The organism is Pedobacter sp. MC2016-14 (assembly GCF_020991475.1).
Lineage (GTDB): Bacteria > Bacteroidota > Bacteroidia > Sphingobacteriales > Sphingobacteriaceae > Pedobacter.
This window is the reverse complement of record NZ_JAJMPA010000001.1, coordinates 2,119,481-2,140,924: the sequence shown is the minus strand read 5'-3', so window position 1 is coordinate 2,140,924 and position 21,444 is coordinate 2,119,481. Positions and strand designations below refer to the sequence as shown.

At 40.2% G+C, this 21,444-nt stretch carries 16 protein-coding genes; 10 read left to right on the top strand and 6 right to left on the bottom strand.

The genetic code is table 11. The features are described from left to right. Genes LPB86_RS08925 through LPB86_RS08915 form a run of 3 tightly spaced genes read left to right on the top strand, consistent with a single transcriptional unit; the run spans position 1 to position 3,309 of the window. The gene (locus tag LPB86_RS08925) at positions 1-1,176 is read left to right on the top strand and encodes a glycosyltransferase family 1 protein (RefSeq protein WP_230642505.1); all 1,176 of its coding nucleotides are present in this window, start codon (positions 1-3) and stop codon (positions 1,174-1,176) included. Positions 1,177-1,180: 4 nt separating this feature from the next. Continuing rightward, positions 1,181-2,152: a lysylphosphatidylglycerol synthase transmembrane domain-containing protein gene (locus tag LPB86_RS08920; protein ID WP_230642503.1), complete on the top strand. Its 972-nt coding sequence runs from the start codon at positions 1,181-1,183 to the stop codon at positions 2,150-2,152. After that, entirely contained in the window at positions 2,149-3,309 is a 1,161-nt protein-coding gene (locus tag LPB86_RS08915; protein ID WP_230642501.1) for a glycosyltransferase family 4 protein, read from the top strand. The genes LPB86_RS08920 and LPB86_RS08915 overlap by 4 nt, the downstream gene beginning before the upstream one ends. A 112-nt stretch (positions 3,310-3,421) precedes the next feature. Here LPB86_RS08915 and LPB86_RS08910 read toward each other — a convergent pair whose 3' ends face one another. Next, positions 3,422-3,637, bottom strand: coding sequence for a hypothetical protein (locus LPB86_RS08910; protein WP_230642499.1), 216 nt, complete (start codon positions 3,635-3,637; stop codon positions 3,422-3,424). Between the two features lie 169 nt (positions 3,638-3,806). On the opposite strand from LPB86_RS08910, the gene LPB86_RS08905 reads away from it, so the two are divergent. Beyond that, a complete protein-coding gene (locus tag LPB86_RS08905) occupies positions 3,807-4,013 on the top strand; it encodes a hypothetical protein (RefSeq protein ID WP_230642497.1) in 207 nt (68 codons plus the stop codon). A 4-nt stretch (positions 4,014-4,017) separates the two neighbouring features. On the opposite strand, the gene LPB86_RS08900 is transcribed toward LPB86_RS08905, so the two are convergent. From LPB86_RS08900 to LPB86_RS08880, 5 genes are all read right to left on the bottom strand, one after another. Continuing rightward, entirely contained in the window at positions 4,018-6,372 is a 2,355-nt protein-coding gene (locus LPB86_RS08900) for an ATP-binding protein (RefSeq protein WP_230642495.1), read from the bottom strand. Positions 6,373-6,442: 70 nt separating this feature from the next. Beyond that, positions 6,443-7,288, bottom strand: coding sequence for a metallophosphoesterase (locus LPB86_RS08895; protein ID WP_230642493.1), 846 nt, complete (start codon positions 7,286-7,288; stop codon positions 6,443-6,445). A 101-nt stretch (positions 7,289-7,389) separates the two neighbouring features. After that, positions 7,390-10,599: a carboxypeptidase regulatory-like domain-containing protein gene (locus tag LPB86_RS08890; protein ID WP_230642491.1), complete on the bottom strand. Its 3,210-nt coding sequence runs from the start codon at positions 10,597-10,599 to the stop codon at positions 7,390-7,392. Positions 10,600-10,693: 94 nt separating this feature from the next. Further along, on the bottom strand, positions 10,694-11,716 hold the full coding sequence (locus tag LPB86_RS08885; protein ID WP_230642489.1) for a FecR family protein: 1,023 nt from the start codon (positions 11,714-11,716) through the stop codon (positions 10,694-10,696). Positions 11,717-11,764: 48 nt separating this feature from the next. After that, complete coding sequence (locus LPB86_RS08880) at positions 11,765-12,346, bottom strand: RNA polymerase sigma-70 factor (RefSeq protein ID WP_230642487.1); 582 nt, start codon at positions 12,344-12,346, stop codon at positions 11,765-11,767. 200 nt (positions 12,347-12,546) lie between these two features. On the opposite strand from LPB86_RS08880, the gene LPB86_RS08875 reads away from it, so the two are divergent. The 6 genes from LPB86_RS08875 to LPB86_RS08850 all read left to right on the top strand — a co-directional run bounded on the left by LPB86_RS08875 (position 12,547) and on the right by LPB86_RS08850 (position 21,393). Continuing rightward, positions 12,547-12,765, top strand: coding sequence for a hypothetical protein (locus LPB86_RS08875; RefSeq protein ID WP_230642485.1), 219 nt, complete (start codon positions 12,547-12,549; stop codon positions 12,763-12,765). 233 nt (positions 12,766-12,998) lie between these two features. After that, positions 12,999-13,694 carry an RNA polymerase sigma factor gene (locus LPB86_RS08870; RefSeq protein WP_230642483.1) on the top strand — a complete coding sequence of 232 codons (696 nt, stop codon included), beginning with the start codon at positions 12,999-13,001 and terminating at the stop codon, positions 13,692-13,694. A gap of 51 nt (positions 13,695-13,745) precedes the next feature. Continuing rightward, positions 13,746-14,906 (top strand): FecR family protein, encoded by a 1,161-nt coding sequence (locus LPB86_RS08865; RefSeq protein WP_230642481.1) that lies wholly within the window; start codon positions 13,746-13,748, stop codon positions 14,904-14,906. A gap of 226 nt (positions 14,907-15,132) precedes the next feature. After that, positions 15,133-18,729, top strand: a complete 3,597-nt coding sequence (locus tag LPB86_RS08860) for a SusC/RagA family TonB-linked outer membrane protein (protein ID WP_230642479.1) — start codon at positions 15,133-15,135, stop codon at positions 18,727-18,729. An 11-nt stretch (positions 18,730-18,740) separates the two neighbouring features. Beyond that, the gene (locus LPB86_RS08855) at positions 18,741-20,186 is read left to right on the top strand and encodes a RagB/SusD family nutrient uptake outer membrane protein (RefSeq protein WP_230642478.1); all 1,446 of its coding nucleotides are present in this window, start codon (positions 18,741-18,743) and stop codon (positions 20,184-20,186) included. A 10-nt stretch (positions 20,187-20,196) separates the two neighbouring features. Then, positions 20,197-21,393: a thioredoxin family protein gene (locus tag LPB86_RS08850; protein WP_230642476.1), complete on the top strand. Its 1,197-nt coding sequence runs from the start codon at positions 20,197-20,199 to the stop codon at positions 21,391-21,393. The last annotated feature ends 51 nt before the right edge of the window (positions 21,394-21,444 follow it).

The window sequence follows — 21,444 nt, the reverse complement described above, 5'->3', positions numbered from 1 at the left end:
ATGTTGAAAAAGAGAGTTAGGGTTGCATTTTTTGCAGAAATCCTGGTAGAAGATTCTGACGGTGCCTCCCGCACCATGTTCCAGCTCATCAAACGGATTGACCCGGCTGAGTTTGAATTTTTATTTATATGTGGTACCGGGCCCAACAGGATTTCTGGCTTTGAATGTTTAAAGATCCCTTCCATTACCCTCCCCGTCAATGCAAGTTACACCATGGCTTTGCCCGTTTTGATAAAAACAGAAATCAAAGAAAAACTAAATACTTTTTTGCCAGATGTAATACATATTGCTACGCCTTCACTACTCGGAAATTTTGCGATAAAATACGCAAATCGAAACTTCCTGCCTGTGCTCTCTATTTACCATACGCACTTTATATCCTATATTGATTATTATTTAAAACATACCCCTTTTTTAATTAACAAGGTAAAACAACTGGTGGCAGAAAGCCATAAGACTTTTTACAATCAGTGCGACACCATTTATATTCCTTCAGAAACCATTAAAGATGAACTTACTTTAATGGGCATTGAAGTTTCACGTATGAAATTATGGAAACGTGGTATGGATACTCAGCTGTTTTCACCAAAACACAGAAATCCTGAATTGTTAAGGCAACTTACAGGGAATGATGATCCAACAATTTTCTTTGCCAGCCGACTGGTATGGGAAAAGAACCTCGAAACCTTGTTTGCAGTATACAATATCTTGCAGGAGCAGAACATTAAAGTAAACTTTGTAATTGCAGGCGATGGCACGGCAAAAACAGCATGTGAAGCCAGTATGAAAAATGCGGTATTTGTCGGTAAGGTCGATCACAAAGCCCTGGCTGCTTTGTACGCCAGCGCTACAATTTTCCTTTTCCCTTCTATCTCCGAAACTTACGGAAATGTAGTGCTGGAAGCAATGGCATCGGGCTTACCCTGTATTATCGCTGATGGTGGTGGTTCCCGGGATTTTATCGAACAAGGCGTAAATGGTTTTAAATGTTCTCCCTATGATGCTGAGGATTTTACAGAGAAGATCCTTCTCTTATTGCAAAATCATCAACTTCGTGATCAATTCATAGCAAAAGGATTGCAGCAAAGTAAGGTGCTGAACTGGTCTGAACTTGCGATTAAATATTTTAGCGACTTAAAAGCCTTATCGGAAATACCGCAGCTGAAATTGGCATAACAATATGCATAAGGTACTTAAAATCGGTCTCGCCCTTTGCATTGTTTGTTCACTGTTTGTGTTTATCAGCGCTACCGACTTTGAAAAAGTAGCGAATTCGCTTGAAAAAATTGGTTATAAATTTGGGGCGTTATTGTTGATTACTTTGGTAGCCTATTACCTGGGCACACTGAGCTGGAAGTATTGTTTAGGAGAAAAATCTAATGCCGTATCCATATACAGGCTGTTCATGATCCGTCATGTCGGCGAAACCCTTGCGCTGGTTAACCCGGCAAGTATTGTGGGCGGCGACGCTTTTAAAGGCGTATTGCTTAAAGCAGATGAGCTGGATCAAAAAACGGTTATCGTATCTATCATTAGCTCCAGGATGGTGATGATCTTAACGCAGCTGCTGCTGTTTTTCTTTGTAGCCCTTATACTTTTTACCAATCAGAACACGCTAAGCATAATACCAGCAGCTGGCAATACCTATATTGTTTATTACGGAACCGCAGGCCTGTGCCTGTTTTTGGCGATAGCTTGGTTCTTCAGGTCATGGTTAAAGCAAAAACTTAAACCGTTCTTGTTAAAAGTGGCCGAAATAATTGAAGGATTAAAACACCATTTTAAATACCATAAATACAAATTGTTCTTGTCTTGTGTTTTTGCAACTTTACATTGGTTTTTTGGGGCACTGGAGTTTTATCTTATTTTAAAGTTTTTAAACATAGAGGTTACCGTCATACAAGCCTTATTGGTTGATATGGGGGTTATTTTTTTTAAAACAGCCGGTGCTTTTATCCCTGGGCAAATTGGAATTGAGGAATATGGCAATAAAATTATGCTCATGACCATTGGGATTCCCGGAACGGAAATATGGATTGTAGCTTCTATATTGCGCAGGACGAGGCAGCTGGTATGGATTGTCCTGGGCATAGCCATTTACTTTTTAGTATTTAAAAACAGGGAGCCAGCACTGTTAAACACTTCATCATGATCTTATTTGTAAGCCATAAATACCCTCCTGCTACGGGTGGGATGGAAAAGCAAAGTCTGGAACTAATCAATGGCATTCAAAAATATCTTCCTGTACACCTTCTTGTGTATGAGGGGGAAGGCAGCAGGATTAGGTTCTTTTTAAAATTACACCGCCGGATCAGGGAAATTTGCAAGGAACACCCTGAGATCTCCATTATTCACTTTAATGATGGCTTAATGGCTGCCTGTTCCCTCCTGCATAAAATACCCGGACATTTAAAAAGAACCGTTACTGTTCATGGTCTTGATGTAGTTTATCCTAATTTTATTTACCGGCGTCTTATTTTGCCTGTGTTTAACCGATTTGATTTGATATTTGCGGTAAGTCAGGCTACTGCACAGGCTTGTATTGAGCGGAATATTGCTGCTGAAAAAATTGTTGTAGTAAATAATGGGGTGGATACAGAGATCCGTCCTGCACTGGCCAGAGCAGAGGTTGAAAAGCTGGTACTTGAAAAATACCACACAGATCTTAAAAACCGCCGGATTCTGGTAGTTATGGGCCGACCGGTAAAGAGAAAGGGCTTCTCCTGGTTTATTAAAAATGTTTTACCTTCATTGGATGAGCAGTTTTTGCTCCTCGTAATAGGGCCTGTAAGTAAAAAAAGCACTGGCAGCAGGTTTTTTCAATATTTACCTGCTTTTGTAAAAACACCGGTAGAACTTTTTTTGGGAACACCATCTGATGAAAGCAAAATGGAAGCGCTTATTAAGCAGTCTTCCATGCACAATAACGTTGTACGCATGGGTAAACTGCCATTTGAGGAAATCTCAGCCATTCTAGGCATTGCTGATGCTTTTCTAATGCCCAATATTCCGGTAAGCGGCGATATGGAAGGCTTTGGCCTGGTATGCCTTGAAGCAGCTATGTGTGGCACTAAGGTATATGCTGCCGCTACAGGCGGAATAACCGATGCCATTAAAGATGGCAAAAATGGAATGCTCTTGCCTCCTGCGCACCGGGCATCCTGGATTTATGCCATTAATCATAAATTACAGCCCCGAAAAGCCAGTGCAGCAGATGCTACTGAAACGGTTAATTATACCATACAGCACTTTAGCTGGGAAAGAATGACTGGGGAATACCTGGCACATTTTTTAAAGTTGTTTCCATAAAAAAATCGGGTTGAACCCATTTCCAAATAAAGAAATAGCCGACAGCAAAAAGCATTTTTGAGTTATTCAGACATTTGTATAAAAATAGATAGATTTAAAACTTGTTAAGTTTTTAGGAATCCGGTGCCCTTAGCTCATCGTTGGCCAATGAATTTTTCCAGGGGTCTTCCTCATCGTTTCTAAAATAGTGACCTGTAAGGGGTGTTTTCGGGTTACTGCCCACATCTAAATCATCATTTAAATTATGACTCAGCCATCCCTTTTTGAGCGTATATTTCGCTACTTCGTAAAGTGCGATCCCTATTACTGCATTTTTAATAAATCCCATTGCCTTATCGTTTTGTAATTAACAAACCAGTTCCAAAAAGGTTTACTTTGATAAAATAGCAATTCACTAAAGGGTTGGATAGTTCTGAAAGCTAACTACAAACATAATATCAGGTTAACATTTAAATAATTTTCATCAGCTAGCTTTACAACTGAAAAATTCCGAGATTATGGCTATCCAATTGAATTTGTCAGAGCGATTCCTGTCGCAAAACACTGAAGGCGATGAAAGGACATTTAGTGCGCTATTTAAGCAACACTTTGACCACATACTAAATTTTGCAGACAATAGTGAGATGCCTGAATATTGCGCACCGCTAGCACAGGCCGCAGACTACAACCTCTCGTTGAAAGAAGCAGAAAAAACGAACAAATAGCCGCTTATTTTATATTGGCTAAGCGTTCTAATAAGCTTTCAATATGCACCGGTTTGGATAAATAATCGTTCATTCCTGAACGCAAACACTCTTCTCTGTCTTCCATCATTGCATTGGCTGTTAAGGCAATAATTACAGGCTGACTAAAATTACCCTTCCTGATACGCTGCGTAGCCTCCAAACCGTCCATTTGTGGCATCTGTATATCCATAAGTACCAAATCAAATGTATGCAGCTCCATTAACGACAATACTTCAAGCCCGTTAAAAGCAACCATAGGTTCGTAACCCAGTTTGTTTAAAATGCGTATGATCAGTTTCTGATTAATCAGGTTATCTTCAGCCAACAAAATACGCAACGGATATTGCGCGGAAAAATCCAGAGACAATAATTCCCGGTTATCGGTCTTTACTTCAACAGGAACAGCAATGGTACTTTTTTCTGCTTTAATGGTAAAAGTAAATACAGAACCAGCCCCAACTTTGCTGTTCACATAGATGATACCGCCAAGTAAATGTACCAATCGCTCACAAATCACCAATCCCAATCCCGTACCGCCATATTTACGGGTAGTAGAAGAGTCTACCTGAGAAAATGGCTGAAATAGTACCCGCAACTTATCCTTTGAAATACCAATGCCAGTATCTTCTATTTTAAATTCAAGCTCAAATAGCTGATCCGAAATATATTTACCTTGCTTAATGCTCAATGTAATTTTCCCTTTACTGGTAAACTTAATAGCATTGCCAATCAGGTTAATCAAAACCTGTTTAATGCGCATGCTATCGGCAAATAAACGTACAGGGATCCTTTCATCAAGTTCATAAGCCAGCTTTAAATTTGTTTTTGAAGCATGCTCAGCAAATATGCCCATTACCTCCTCTACACATCGTTTAAGTTCAAAATCATGAGGTTCTATCTCTAATTTGCCCGATTCTATTTTAGAAAAATCCAGAATATCATTGATCACGCTCAACAAAGTTTCTCCGCTGGTTTTCAAAATTTCTACATATTCTGACTGTTCGGGGTTCAATTTAGTTTCCCTAAGTAGAGAGGTCATACCCAAAACTCCGTTCATAGGCGTGCGGATTTCATGGCTCATGGTAGCCAGGAAAGTACTTTTAGCCTGGTTTGCTCTTTCTGCCCCTTCACGGGCATCATGCTCCTGCTCCCTTTGAAAACGAAGCTCTTCGTTTAGCACTTGTAGTTCGTCAGCCTGCTGCTGTAATTCTTCTGCCTGCACCTGCAGTTCTTCATTCAGTTCCTGTGATTTTACAGACTGATACTGGATTTCTGTAGCATTCTGATTTATCTTTGTGATGTAATTGATGAGTGTCCTTTTGAGTAGGCTAAAGTCCGTATACAGCTTTTCAATCTCAATGCTGTTGGGCATAATGCTCTTTTCTGGTTGCTGCTCGGCAATCACCTTAAAATCTGATGCAATAAATACAGCCATTCGCTTATTCAGTTCCTTAATGTCGCGGGTAAGGTAACTAGAAAGCACCCAGCTTAACCAAATGATCAGTATGGCCAAAATCACGGAAACGCCCAGCAGGAGCCTGGTAAAAAATGTCTCAAGTTGCCGTATTTCATGGGCAGAAATACTATTGGTAAGCTGATAATGTTGATCAAACTGCGCAATCAGCGACTGTGTTTTTGGCACCAGTCCCCTGGTTTTGTGGATGCCCAATTGTTCCGTATCGTTAAACAAAGCCAGAAAGTATGCTTTGTAGTATTTCAGGTGCACATTGTTTTCGCCATTGCGATTACTGGAAATGAGGTTATCCACTTCAGTAAAAAACAGCTTTGCAAATTCCATTCTGCCCCGCAGCATGTAGTCTTTTTCATGACGCCTCAGCTGCAGGATTAATATTTTAGAAACCTTACTGGAATCTTCCATCCAATGGGCTTCTTTCCTCATCCTGCCTTCCAGGCCATAATCTTCAAAACCACGCCTGTAGTAAATTTGCTTTAGCAATTTGCCAGTTTGCAATGTTTGCTTACTCAACGAAACTAAGCTGTCCAGGTTGTGGCTAACGTGCAGATTGTTCTTTTGCGCTGCACTTTTTAAAGTATTTAAATCACCATAAATTTGGTTTTGCTGGGCTAAAAAGCCATCAATCTCCGCTTGTTTACCAGTACCGTAAAAGCTGGGGTCATGGAAACCTGAAAGCATAAACTTCTGAACATTATTTATACTTTCAAGATACTGAATTTGAATTTGGGTAAGATTAGATGAAAAAGACCTAAGTTGCTGCTGCTTCCTGTCTATAGACAGGTAAGCCAATACCCAAATCAGAATAACCAGAATAAAAGAAAAAAAGCTTAAAAGGAGCCTGGCCTTAAAAAACTTAAGCAAAGGGATGTGTAACAAACGCACACACAAGCTTACAACCTTATTAATACCTGAAGATTAAATAAATGTTAATTTAAAGCTTCGTAGCATTAAGCGTCGGGTTTTTACTTGCATTAACCTGATAGGTGGATATTTTGTCTTCCTCATCTACTTCTACAATCCGGTAACCACGGTAAGTCGTTCCCCAGCTTCCACCAATATGGGCATCAAAAAAATGCGGCAATTTATCGGTGTAAAAAACAGCATCCAAACTGTGGTCATGTCCATGAAAAACAGCCTTGACATTTGCGTAACTGTGCAGCAGCGCTACAGTTTGGGGTGCATCTACAAAAGGATTTTCCGGAACCCATAGATGAGGTGGAATGTGCAGCACCACAAACACAGTTTTTAGCGCTTTAAATCTTTCCAGCGCCGTCCTGATAAAGTCGTTATCTGGTGAAAGATACTTTCCTACCGTATTTGAAGTATTGGCAAGCACAAAGCCTACGCCGTTATTCTCAAAAGAGAAATTATCTTCATAGCCAAAAACAGCTTTCCACCTCGCCGTATCTGCATGATCATGGTTTCCGGGTAAAGCATAAAAAGGCACCTTTAATTTGTCGTAATAGTTATTTTTCACTTCCATCAGCAGATCAGGGCGATCGTGTACCAGATCGCCATTTATAATTACAAAATTCAGAGGGTTCTGCTCATGCGCTTCATTAAGCCACCGAACTATATTTTCATGGTCCTTTTTATAATCAGTTCCGGGCTGACCGTAATGTCCATCTGATGCAATGGCAAAACGGAGTTTTATTTTACCAGTTGCTCCTGGTAATGTTGCCTGCTCTGCAAGTGCTAAGGCAGATACAGCCGGGCTTATACCAGCCAGTAAAACACTGGCAAGGCTGCTTTTGATAAAAAATCTTCTGTTAGACATATCTTCTTCTTTATATGTTAAAAGTACTAAACGAATATTTTAAAAAGAGGGCAATCATGTTAACATTCTGATACGCCCTCTTTTTGTTCATTTAATAAAAATTAAAAACTATATCTGGCACCAATTTGTCCTCTCCATCTCGATTCAAACGGAGCATTTACAAATGAACTGCTTACTGGTGTGTAACTATAAGTTGCGTTAGACACGCCATTCACTGTAGTAGCACCTTTGTAGGTTAAAATAGAACCGCTTAATGTTGCTGGCAACTGTGCCGTAGTAATAGATGGCAATTTTACCAGGCCCCAGTCTTTATTCAGCAGGTTACCTACGTTAAAAACATCAAAGGTAAGCTGCAGGTTATGCTTTACTTTTCCGGTTCCTACAAAAAAATCCTGCGCAAGGTGAAGGTCAAAAATATGAGACCATGGTGTTCTTGCTGCGTTTCTTTCTGCAAACTGACCTCTGTGCTTGCTTAAGTACGGATCTTGTTCTATAAAAGCATTGAGTTGCTCATAGATTTGTGCTGGTGTACGTGTATCGGTTGCATCCGTAGGAACCAATATGATCTCGCTCGCAGATTTAGGAATATACATCGCATCATTTTGCGTTTGTCCGTCGTTATTGATATCCGAATTTAACCTGTAGGTATATGGTAAGCCAGACTGCCCGTTGTAAACAAGTCCAACAGTAGTAGCCATTGATTTTAGATATTGAAAACGATAAGAAACAGTTCCAATGATGCGATGGTCTAAATTCCAGTCAGAGAAAGTTAAACCCGGCGTATTTGGATTATTTGCAATGGTATTATTTCTGAAATTGGTAGAAGCAATGGTAGAGTTCATGCTGGAAATATCCTTAGACTGTGCATAGGTATAAGCAACAGATCCAGATACTCCCTGTGCTACATTACGCTGCAATTGTGCAGTAAGGCTATACTGGTACCCTTTATTGGTATTGGTTAATAAAAATACGTTGGTGTACTGCGCATAGTTTAACCTTCCGGCACCGGCAGGATACAGGTCGCGTCCATCAGCCAATTTAGCTGCCGGCTGTACCAGGTTCAAGTCCTGAATAAAGGGTGCATTCATTTCCTTCCCATAAATACCTTCTACCGTAGCCGAAAAGCCGAAGGGTAATTTCTGATCTAATGCCAGGTTAGAACGCCATACCTGTGGCATTTTAAAGTTTTGGTCCGTCAAATCAATTTCCGAGGTTGCGGCAGTTGTACGTGGCTGGTTGTTTACATCACCACTTAAACGGATAGCTGCAGTTGCCGTTCCGGTAGCATTAATCCTGCCCAGGTCTGCTCCGGAGTTATTATAAGCATTGCCCAGCCAAACATAAGGCAGTCGTCCTGTAAATATACCGGTACCCCCTCTTAAAATGGTATTGCCATCCTTGTTCAGGTCCCAGTTAAAGCCCAAACGTGGCGAAAACAACAACTGCGATTTAGGTTTTGCATCGGTGCGTAAACCTTGAGCCTGAAACGAACCTGCAAATTGTTCGTTTGCCAATGGTTTGTCCAGAAAAACAGGAATATCAACCCTCAATCCGGCGGTAACCTTTAAGCCCTCAAAAGCAGTATACTCATCCTGAGCATAAAAGCCCAATTGCATCGCCCTGAAAATTGAAGTCGGAATGGCAACATCCGGAACTTTTGAATACGTAAGCTGATAAATTGAAGGCGCCTGGTTGCCTAAAAACGAGGCCAAACTGCTGTAGGTATAATTACCCCAGATGTTCTGGATAAACAAATTATCAAATTTAAAAAGTTCATTTTGAGTACCAAAAGTAAAATGGTGATTCTCATGGATAACGTCAAGGTTATCCGTTAACTGAAACAAATTCTGTGTTTGCTTTGCCGAAGGCGAATAACCTTCTGTACCCGCAATGACAGATCCTGAAGCCCCCAACTGAATAGTAACTTGTGGAAAAGGGCCGCCAGGAATTTCACGGTTATCACGTACGTTAGAATAACCAACAATCAGGTTATTGACTACATTGTTTGAAAAATAAGTATTCAGTTCTGCAACGGTAATGTTGGTTTTACTGGTTTGAATGTATTTGTTGTTTTCAAACCTTAAAGAGTTTAAGCCATTGCTAATGTCATCACGTAAACCATTCACATAATTGTGCCTAACCGTTAACCTGTTTTTAGCATTGATCAGGTAATCAAATCGTACAAAAAACTTCTCGCTGTTGGTACGTTTGGTGATGTCATCAAAACGGCCGGTTTCATACTGGAAATTGTTCTTTAGGTAATCAGAAATCTGTTGTGCTACAACGGCAGTAATTGCAGATTCATCCGATGCACCTGTGCCACGGTTGGCTTTATATAATAAAGGCTCTTCTCTGCGGCTGATTTCGGCATTTACAAAATAAAAGAGTTTATCTTTAATTACAGGCCCGCCCAGTCTAAAACCATATTGGTAGTCGGTAAATTTATTGTATTTGGTACGCTTAGCGTCGGGGCTTTTACCCATCAAAGATTCATTTTTACCAAAGCCGTAAACAGAACCGGTGATAGTGTTGTTACCACGACGGGTTACTGCGTTAATTCCCGCACCTGTAAAACTCCCCTGTTTTACATCAAAAGGAGAAAGGACTACCTGTATTTCATCAATGGCATCTAAACTGATGGGTTGCGTACCTGCTTGTCCGCCAGGTGCGCCGGTAGTGGTTCCCCCGCCTACGCCATAACCCATAATGTCGTTATTCTGAGAACCATCTATCTGAATGTTATTGTAGCGGTTGTTACGGCCGCCAAAAGACAAGCCTGAAGACTGAGGTGTAAATCTGGTATAGTCAGAAAGTGACCTGTTTAGTGATGGATAACGGTCAATGTCTGCCCGGCTGATATTTTTTGAAGCACCTGTTTTGGCCAGGTTCCTGGAAGAACCTGCTTTTGCGGTACGCACCTCAACGGTATTTAACTGCTGATTTTCGGAATCTAAAAATACTTTCATGGTGTACACCTGACCTAATGGAAGCGCCACATTGGCCTCTGTGTATTTTCTATTGCCAACATGGCTAATCTCTATGGTATATGGACCGCCAACCGGAAGGTTTTGAAGGTTAAAAGCACCCTTTTCTGTTACTACCGCAGTAAATTTAGCATTAGTGGGCAGATAAGTTACGGCAACACTTGAACCAGCAAGAAGCTGGTTTTCATTGTTAAAAACATATCCCCTGATACCAGAAGATGTACTTCCCTGTGCTTTAACAGAGATTTGCGCCAGCATAAGGCTGCAAAAAAATAGCAAAGCAGCAGTAAGTCTGAAGAAAGATTTACCTGTTGTAGAATTTTTCATATTTTAGTCTTTTAATAAATAGGCCATGAAGACCTCGTTTTTAATGGTAATTAATTCCAGAAGTGCTGAACCAATCTGGTCTTTTTTTGGATTGCTATTGTGGTTTACTAATGTGAATGTTATGCTCTTTTATTTCATACTGAATTTGTGTTTGTAGTTTAACTTCCTGTAAAATAGCCGTTAAGGATTTCCCTTTGGTATTTAAGCTAACTATCAATTCAGCGCCGTTTACCTGGTCAACAACTATCGTTTTTCCAAATGCTTCCGCCAGTACTTTGGCTACCTGCCGTAATGGTGTATTGTTAAATACTATTGCTGAAGGCAATTGTGCATCAAGCGGAACAGATAATCTTATTTTTTTAGCTGCATTTAGCTTGACAAGCCTGCCTGTTTGCGTAGTAAACAGGGCTTTTTCTGTTGGTAAAAGAAAGAGCGCCGGCTGTTTTGCATATAACACGCCAACTTTACCAGTTTTTACTTTTACACTAATTCGGTTTAAGTCTGCTCCGTCTACCCAAAATGAAGTTCCTAAAACTACCGTAGTTAACGCACCACTTATTACCGTAAAGGGATGATCCTGTTTATGCCTTACCTCAAAAAAAGCCTTTCCAAATAGTTCAACTTCTCTTTTGGCAATGGCAAATTGCGCAGGGTACTGGAGCATGGCCCCCGGGTAGAGTATCACCTCACTTGAATCCGGAAGTTGAATGGTATGGGCATGATTGAGGGTGTTTTTTAACCTAATAATTTTAACGGTTTTAGGGGCAAATTCGCTTATACCCGGTTTAGGCGAAATACCATCAGGCCTAAATAAAAACCAAAAAAGCATAAGTGGTAGTATAGCTGCAGCCATTTGCAAGACTAGCCTTATAGTTCTTCGCCCTGCATATTTACGCTCCAATATGCGATTTTCCAGTTGTGCAAAACCAGTCGTTAAGTTCTGCTCAGCAGTAAAGTTATGTCTTTCAACAAAGCCAAGATGGATGTCAATAAACACCAGCTGCTCTGCTTCAGAAAGGGACATGAACCAGTCTAAAACTTCATTATGTTTTTCCTCCGGCAAGCTGCCGCTAAAAAACTGATCAATTACTTGTGGGTTGTAAGGGTATTCTTTCATGGTAATATACAGCTATACGTTTAAGCTATACCCCAACCCTACCTTATATTATAAAAATATTTTTATCGTAGCCAGGATGAGCAGGATCTGCTCACTTTTAAGGAAAATCTTAAGCACTTGCAGGGTCTTGGTAATTTGTTTTTCTACTGCCTTAACGGAGATATTAAGTTGTCTCGAAATCTCTGCATTACTTAAAAATGCGTTCCTGCTTAAATGGAAAATTTCACGGTTGCGTGCAGGCAATTGCAAAAGCACCGTAGAAATAGCATGTTGGTAGTCTTTTAAAATCACCTGATCCAGGGTGTTGTAACTTTCCTGGCGACTGTAATTATGCCGTTGTAAGACTTGTTCCTGCCTGTTCATTCTTCTAACCTGGTCTATCAACTTATGTTTTGCTATGGTAAACAATAAGTTTTTAACACTCAAATCCGTATTAATTTTATTCCTATGGTCCCACAACTGCAAAAACACATCCTGAGTAATTTCTTCTACCTGTTCATGATCTTTGCAATACGTTTTAAGGAAACAAGCAACAGGCTGATGATAGGTATTATAAAGATATTCTAAAGCCTGCATGTTGCCATCCTTTAGTGCTGCTGCAGCCCTCAAATCATCTGTAAACAATTGCATGAATTAAATTTTGATTCAAAAGTATCCCCGTTAATTTAACAAGATGTAAACTCTATGTTATCAAATCTCCGTAGCCGTATACACCTGTTTATTTTGGCGTATCAATACCTATACCTCAAAAAATCAGTCACTTAATTAACAATTACCTAACACTAAACAAACCTGCCTCAGTTACATTTGAGCCATCCAATTTATTATTTATGAGGTATCTGATCTTTTTGTATGCGATTATTTTTACTTCATGTAGTAACAACAACAAAGCCATTAAAGTTAAAGGATCAGACACGGAAGTGAACCTTGCTGTAAACCTTGCCGAGAACTTTTACAAAGTAAACAACGGTTTTAGCGTAGCCATTTCTTTGACAATGGAAACGATATACATGATAATATTTACTTCAGACCAACTGAACTTATATTAGATAAACAAGTCTATCATTAAATTAGCAATTCAATATTCATCACACACTATAAAGTAATTTCGTACCTTTTTCAGCAGATGTATCCATCTATTTTTTAGATGGATACCGTCAATTTTTAGATCGGCATTCACTTACACGCCTACCCCACCCTTTCACTTTGCCGGACAGGTGGTACATTGCTACCTGGCATTTATTTCCAAAACCGAAATTGCGGTAGGATTGCCCATTATGGTTTGGTACAACAATTTAATGGCAACTGGTACCGGGGCATTGAGGGCAAAACAAATGTAAAAGGTTCCAGGGATGGTGATGGTCGTTCATATTTTCTATCTTTACAGGTAAATCACATTATGGGGTCTATTTATGAATCTACATCTGATGCTGAGCTAATCAATCTGCTTAGGGCTGGAAACAGATTGGCTTATACAGAAATTTACAGCAGGTACAAACTTGTACTCCATACCCACGCCTACAAATGGATGCGCGACCGGGAAGAGGCAATGGATATGATCCATGAGCTATTTACTATATTGTGGGATAAACGTGAAACCATTCAATTTAACACCAATCTATCTGGCTACTTATACATCTCACTTCGAAACAAGATCTTCAACCGGATATCAAAAAAAAGGTTTGAAACCCGGTACATAGATTCTCTTCAGGAATTTATAAATAAAGGGGACTGCATTACAGATTACCGGATTCGCGAAAAACAGTTGGCAGACATCATTGAAAAGGAAATAGCAGCCCTCCCACCAAAGATGCGTGAGGTATTTGAGCTTAGCCGTAAGTCTAACCTTAGCCACAAAGAGATTGCCCAGCAGTTGGATCTTTCTGAACAAACTGTTCGAAAGCACATCCAACATGCGCTGCGGATTTTAAAATCTAAACTGGGTTTAATATTTTTTTTATTTTTATTTACCCCATAGCAATCTTTCATTTGTCTTCCATTTATACGCCAGATTAATAGCTGCGATAATATGAAAAAACCTGAAGCAAATGAAATATTAACCAGATACCTGGCCGGCAAATGTACCGACGAGGAAAAAGCCTTGGTAGAAAGCTGGCATCTGAGCTATGAACTTGATGTGCTTAATGACCTTAATGTTGAAGAGCAGGAAAAAGACCTGGATAAGGTATGGGCGGCATTAGAGCGTTCTGAATCAGTATCAAGAAAAATCAGGCTTTGGCCTAAAGTCGCCGCTGCTGCTGCCATCTTAATTATTGTTGGTTCGGGCTTATTCTTCTATTTGCAAAAAAACAGAGATGACGGAGAGCTTACACAGCTTGCTTCGAACATACTTCCCGGAAAAAATGAAGCTATACTCACGCTCTCAAACGGTAAAAAGATCACCCTTAGTGAAACGCTAAAGGGAGAGATTGCACGTCAGCATGGCATTTCTATTACTAAACAAGAAAACGGTACAATTGTATATAAAATCAATGATTCGGGAGGCGATGTAGCCAATTTAGGCAAACCCCAGTTCAATGTAATTTCCACGCCCAGAGGAGGGCATTACCAACTCAACCTACCTGACGGCACCAAAGTTTGGCTTAACGCGGCTTCAGAACTTAAGTTTCCGATACGTTTTGCAGTAAACGAAAGAAGGGTGGAGTTGCAAGGTGAAGCTTATTTTGAGGTTTTTAAAAACAGGGACAGTCCTTTTCATGTAAAAACCAGGCACCAGGATCTGGAAGTATTGGGCACACATTTTAACATCAATGCTTTTGACGATGAGCAGGAAACACAAACCACTTTGCTGGAAGGCGCTGTGAGTATTGTACCTGATCGTGTTGCGCCGTCCATTCCTTACAGCACAGTATTAAAAGCAGGGCAGCAAGCTACCTTAACTAACAGTTCCATGAACGTTGAAAAGGCAGATGTGGACGAAGCCATCAGTTGGAAAAATGGGATGTTCCATTTTAGCGATACCAGGTTTAGCAGCATTATGCGGCAGGCATCGAGGTGGTATGATGTGGATGTACGGTATGAAAATGGAGTGCCAGAACTGCGGTATAGTGGAGAAGTATCTAGAAGTGTAAATGCCGCTGCATTTCTGGACATGTTAAAATATCTGGGTGTGAAATTCAGGATTGAAAGGCTTTCTGGAGATAGAAAGCGTATTGTGGTTTCTCAATAAATTTTAGAATAGTCAATTAAACTTAAACCAAAACGAATGAAAATAAACTTACCCCCTAAGTAAATGACGAGGTGGCCGGATGAAAAACCGGGGAAGGTGTTGAAGCACCTTACCCGGCAGAGACTTGGATTGCAGTCCTTGTCAATGTTTGGCTAACCTTTATCCTGACAAAGCTCAGGAAGTAAAATGTACTAAATCTTAACAATCAACCAAACCTTACAAATGTATGTATTTTACTAATACTTTTAGTGGTATAGACAGGCCCTGGCTTGCGCTTATAAAACCCGAAACCAGAAGACAGATTATTATGCGGATTAATCTTATTGCGATGCTGATGACTATGGCACTGATGCAGGCTGCCGCCAGTAGCTTTGGTCAATATGTGACTTTGCATAAAAAGAATGCAGACCTGAATGAAGTGCTCAAAACCATCAAGAACCAAACGAGTTACACCTTTCTTTACAACAGTAGAATTTTAAAAGACGCAAAACCAGTAACGCTGAATTTAGAAAAGGCAACGCTTGAAGAAGCGTTAAAAGCCTGCTTTGAAAATCAATTGCTCACATTTAAGATCATAGAAAAAACGGTGTTGGTTAAAAAGAAAGAAGCCGATTTTTTTGACCGGGTTACAAGTTACCTTACTGCAATAGACCTCAGAGGGCAAGTATTAGATGAGACAGGTAAACCACTGGTTGGTGCCAGCATTAGAGTAAAAAACACCAGCAAAGCTGTATTATCTAATGACAAAGGAGAATTCGAAATAAAGGGGATTGACGAGAACGCTATTTTAGTGATTTCTTTTCTTGGGTATAAAACGAAAGAAGTACCGGCCACGAGATCAAATAACTTTACCGTTAATTTGGAAGTCAATCCTGCTGAACTAGGCGAAGTAGCAGTAGTATCTACCGGTTACCAAAAAATCCCTAAAGAAAGGGCGTCAGGCTCCTTTTCGGTGGTTACTGGTACAGCTTTATCAAGAAAACTGCAAACCAATGTCCTGGACAGACTGGAGGGAATGGCAGCCGGACTAACCTCATTTAAAAATGGAAGTATGTCTAAACCTGCCATCCAGGTTCGGGGTGTCTCTACACTTACAGCTACTGCAGCTTCTCCCCTCTTCGTGGTAGACGGCGCTCCTTTTTATGGTGATATGCAATCCATTAATCCTTCGGAAATAGAATCCATCACGGTATTGAAAGACGCTTCGGCAGCTTCCATTTATGGTGCGCAGTCATCAAATGGTGTGATCGTAATTACCACAAGAAGCGGGGTTGTGGGAAAATTAAATATTAATTATGATGCTTCTGCTAAATTCATTGGCTTACCAGACCGGGAATACGCCAATCGGATGAGCAGTGCGGAATTGGTCGACTTTCAAAGAGAAATGTTTAATGCGCGCTCAGGTACCTACGCAGCAATTAATCCTCGTAATCAGATGGTGGAAACTTATCGTTTATATTATGAGGCAAGGCAAGGGAATATCTCAGAGGAGGAATTGCAAAAACAACTGAATGTGCTTAGAAATAACGACAGGTATGATCAGGTGGTTGAGGAATTTCTTAGAAAAACAGCAGTTACGCAGCAGCATAACCTGTCATTCTCGGGCGGTAATGATTTCTATAAATATCATCTTTCAGGAAACTACTTAGGTACTGCTCCCTATGAGCGTGAGCAGTACACCAGTAGGCTCGGGTTTAATTTGAAAAACAGTTTCAATTTTACCAAATGGATGACCGCCAATATTGGCGTACTTGGTAGCAACACAAGAGATGATTATAACAATGGAAGCGCCACAAGCAATGCTTCGCCAGGTATGAGTATTCTCTATGGAGGAAAGGCTTCTTTTTTCATGCTAAGAAATGACGACGGAAGTTTAGCAAATACGTGGTTGGTTGCTAAATCGCCCTTTGAAATTAACCGGTTAATATCGTTGGGACTTGAGGACGAAAACTATTCACCAGTTGCAGAGCTGGATAGAAGTCATTTAACCAATACCAATAAATATCTAAATTTAAACCTGTCAACCAATTTTAAGATTCTGGATGGTTTGAACTTAAATTTACTGTATCAGAGTGAAAGAACAGAAAGTTATAGTAAACAGCTTTACAGTAAAGATTCGTACAGAGTTAAGACCCAAGTAAATAATGCTACCATAGTTGGCGCAAATAATGTGATTAGGCGGTTAATTCCTCAGGGTGGACAAGTGAGCGAAACTCGTGGTGACCAAAATTCATACATACTGAGGGCCCAGGTAGATTATAACAAAATGATCATAGACAAACATCGGATTGATATTATAGCGGGCGCGGAAAGGCGTAACATTAAAACTTCTGGCACTAATATTTATAAGTATGGTTATGATGATTATAGCTTAAATTACAAACCCATTGACGAATTGGCGCTAAGTCAACCCACGGTAGGTACACAAGCCACCACTAACCAGTTTACCTTAGCCAAAGCGGAGACTGGATTTGGTTCTACAGAAGATCGTTTTATTTCTTTTTATAGTAATGGCTCTTATACTTACAATAACAAGCTTACGGTTTCTGGTAGCATAAGAATAGACCAATCAAACCTTTTTGGTACAGATCCCAAGTATCAATATAAGCCTTTTTGGCATACAGGACTGCGTTATCTTGTTGCAGAAAATAAATTGAATTGGCTAGACCGTTTAGCGGTACGGGCAACCTATGGTGAAAACGGGGCCGTGCCTAAACAGGGAGGACCCTATATGATCTCCAGGGCCAATGGAAACAACATTAACACTGGAGAGTCGCAGGATAACATTACCAGTCCGCCCAATAATGGCCTGCGCTGGGAAAGAACTAAGGTGACTAATTTCGGGCTAGATGTTAGTGTATTTAACCGCCGTATATCGGGATCAGTAGACGTATATAATAAATCGACTAGTGACTTATTGGGAAATATGATCTCAGACCCAACTTTAGGATGGACTTCGTTGGTTTTAAATTATGGAGACATGAGGAACAGGGGTATTGATGTTGCTTTAACTAGTAACAATTTAAATTCCCGGGATGTTAATTGGACCACAACTGTAAATTTTAACTACAACCAGAATAGATTAACAAGAATAGACAACACGTCAAACACTGTTGCTAGTTATTTAAATGGCCCGCAGAACCGTAAAGGCGTAGCCATGGGTTCTTTATACAGTGTAAAATATGGTGGTCTGGACAATAAAGGAGATGCCAGGGCCATTAAACTTGATGGAACAGAGGTGTATGCTACTGATCGGTTAGCTGTTGAAGACCTTGTTTATAGCGGCACCACTATTCCTCCTTACTCGGCATCCTTGCAAAATACCTTGAGTTATAAAGGTTTTGATCTTTATTTGATGTTCATCTACTACGGAGGAAACGTAATGCGTGATGTAACGGCACCTTTCTTAAGCAAGTTTGCAGAATTAAATTATGCCACCAACATGGACAGGACTACATTAAATTACTGGAAAAAGCCAGGTGATGAACTAGTACCAGGTATGGCCCCAGCGTTTAGAAGTGCGGTAGGCACTACTATCACCGGTGTTTGGGAAAGCAGCGACCAGAACATTCAAAAAGCAGATTACATTAAACTCAGGGACATTATACTAAGCTATAACTTTTCAGGAAACTGGATGAAGAAAAGTTATATTAAGAACATGCGCTTGAGTTTGCAAATCCAGAATGCCTGGAGATGGGCGGCAAACAAAAACAAACTGGATACAGAGGTATGGGACGGAACTGTTTTTTCATATTCAGTTACGCCCACAAGAGGTACATTGTATCCGGCTTCTTACACCCTCGGACTTTCTGTTAACTTTTAACTGACCTGATCATGAAGAAAATACTATTATTATTTGCCTTAACGGTTATATTAGCCAGCGGCTGCAAGAAATATCTTGATATTAAACCTAAAGGATACACTATTCCTACGTATTTTGACGACTATCAAAAAATATTAAACAGTTCATCTTTATCTATGGCTGTACCAGCTTATCCCAACTTCCTCACGGATGATGTTCGTGCAGGCGAAACTATGGATGTAAACTCAAGTACATCATATCCTTCAATTGATTTGGGCTTTCGCAATTTGTATGAGTTTAAAGCCGGCGCTGTCTTTGATCCGGGCGCGACAGATCATTTTTGGGAAACTGCTTATCAACATATTTTTGTTTACAATACGATAATCAATAACATTGAAAAGGTACCAGACGGAACAGAAGTAGCTAGAAAGCAAATGAAAGCTGAAGCACAAATTGGACGTGCTTTCGAGTACTTAAACCTGGTTAATGGTTATGCTGTGCATTACAATGCCACCACAGCAGGTACGGATCTTGGTGTACCCATCCTTTTAACCGAAGACATTAATGCTCCTTATGGAAGAAACACCGTTGCTGAGGTATACGCCCAGGTTATGAAGGACCTTAATGAAGCTTTACCTAATTTATCTTCTGCCGTGCCTAATGTTTTTCATCCAGGTAAAAGTGTTGGCTTTGCGTTTTTAAGTAAAATGTACCTGTATATGGGGAACTATACTGAAGCATTAAAGAACGTTAACGAGGCCCTTAAAATAAACAGTTCATTAATTAACCATAATCTTTATACCACAAAGAATGCAACCTATGGGCGAGTTGTTACCAAGCTGGATGCAACTATAACCTTCCCAAATGCAGATAAGAGCCCGGAGAGCATTTGGGTTCGTTTAGGCACGGCTTCCTGGGGGAATTTATTTGCTATGGTGTATGCAAGCGACGATTTGCTGGCGACCTATAGAAGGGATCTTCCTACCGGTGCGGTTGATCAGCGACTGGCATTGTTTTTCCTCGATGGGCAAGCTAATTTTGGCGCAACTACAACCTTATTTCCTGGCAGATTTTTATGGGCGCCTTACATTACCGCAAACTTAGGGTTTGGTACCGCTGAGCTTTATCTGATTGCTGCAGAATGTGAGGCCAGGATTGGTGACAAAGACAGAGCTGTGGCTCATTTAAACACTTTGCGTAACTCAAGAATTAGTGGAAATATAGCGCTATCAGCAAGCACCAATGAAATTGCTTTAAAACTGGCTCTTGATGAACGTAGAAGAGAAATGCCTTATTTGGGCATTACCCGTATTACAGATTTAAAACGGTTAAATATGGATAGTCGTTTTGCAAAAACGGTAACACACCAAGTTGGAACGCAAACCTATACCTTGCCTGCCAATGACAACAGGTACATTTTGCCTGTGCCGCCAAAAGTATTGGCACTTAACCCTACAATTCCAGTTTATAACCGCTAAAATTTTATTTATGAAACCTATAATCGCATTATTATTGGTGTTTTACGGACTATCCGCTAACGCACAGCAAGAAATAAAATTTAACCAAACCAGCACCTGGTCAGAGATGAAAGCGCAGGCAGCCGCAGAAAAAAAACTCATATTTGTTGACTGTTATACTTCCTGGTGCGGCCCATGTAAATGGATGGACAAGAATGTATTCAATGCTGCTCCTGTAGCCAATTTTTACAATAAGCACTTTATCAATGCAAAATTTGATATGGAAAAAGGAGAAGGAATAGAACTTCGAAAAGTATACGGGGTTCAGTCTTTTCCAACTTTTCTTTTTATCAATAGTAAGGGGGAGGTCATCCATAGAACAGGTTCCAGGATGCCAGTAGAAGAGTTTTTGGCAGAGGGAAGTAAAGCTGCCGACCCGACTAAAAATTCCGCGTATCTAACAAAAAAATACGAAGAGGGAACCCGCGATCTTTCCTTTCTGCTGGACTATCAAATAGCGCTGAGCAAATCAGATAGAGTGGCCGCCGATAAAATCGCAAAAGAGGTCATCAACATAATATCCAGCGAACAGTTAAATACAGAATTGGGATGGAAGGCCATTAAAACGCTGGCCAAAAACGAAACTGATAAACTTGGCGCACACTTTATTTTGAATGAACAGAATTATAAAAAATGGGGCACGCAGACTGAAATAGATGCGCTTAGAGATCGATTGGCAAGCAGTACACTGTACGGCTACATTCAGGCCAACGATGAAGCCAATTTTTTCAAAAAACTATCTTATTTTAAAAACGCTGATCGTTTGGATCGCCGTAAACAAGGCGTTATGTTAGAGGCTACGTTTTATCTAAGCGAGCGCCGGGCAGATGAATACATTAAAATTACGAATCAAGCATTAAAAAACGAGCTAAAAGATGATGCAGATAAATTGAGTTTTCTGGCCAGGTGGGCATCGCGTTCAAAAAATTATACTGAGGTATCTGAACCTCCGTTTTTGCAGCAGGCTTACCTTATGGCTAAACGTGCCGTAGCACTTAAGCCAGAGGATTATAGTGTGCAAAGCACTTTTGCAAATGTATGTCTGGACATGAAAAAGAAAGAGGAAGCACTTGTGTCTGCAAAAAAAACTCGTTTGCTGGCAGATGCTGAAACCTCAAAGATTCAAAAGATTGCCCAGGAGTTATTGGATAAAGTAGAAGCATTATAAGATTAATGATGATGTATTTGAGGATTTAACAGCAAGTAAGTCCTTTTATGA